Annotated in this window: 1 protein-coding gene; it reads left to right on the plus strand. The window is 65.4% G+C overall.

Going from position 1 to position 408, the window contains the following annotated elements; genetic code table 11:
- Nucleotides 1-408, plus strand: a 408-nt coding sequence (locus I6F21_RS38220) for a hypothetical protein (protein ID WP_225184448.1), incomplete at both ends; no start/stop codon positions are given.

Genomic DNA, 408 nt, shown 5'->3' on the forward strand with positions numbered 1-408 from the left:
CACCTGGACGCGCGACGGCGATCTGGGCCTGAACCCGTGGAAGGTGTTTTCGCTGGCGTCGGATGACAGCACGCTGGTCGAACTGGACCGCCTGTGCCGGCTGGTGCATACGCTCAACTATTTCTCGCGCACCGATGCGAGGCGACTGGTCGTCAATGTGCATGGCCGGTTGCTGGCGGCGGTGGCGGCCGACCACGGCAAGGCATTCCACCGTGCGGTGACGGTGCTGGGGCTGCACCCGGAGCAATTCGTCATCCAGGTGCCATCCACAGCCAATGACGATCTGGGGCTGCTGCTGTTTGTGGTCGATAACTACCGGCGCAACGGTTTTGCCGTGGCGGTGCAGGCATCGGACCCGGCGGAAGCCGGCGCGCTGCTCGTGCATGCCCGGCCCGCCTATCTGAAGCT

This window comes from Bradyrhizobium sp. NBAIM03 (assembly GCF_020194055.1).
Lineage (GTDB): Bacteria > Pseudomonadota > Alphaproteobacteria > Rhizobiales > Xanthobacteraceae > Bradyrhizobium > Bradyrhizobium yuanmingense.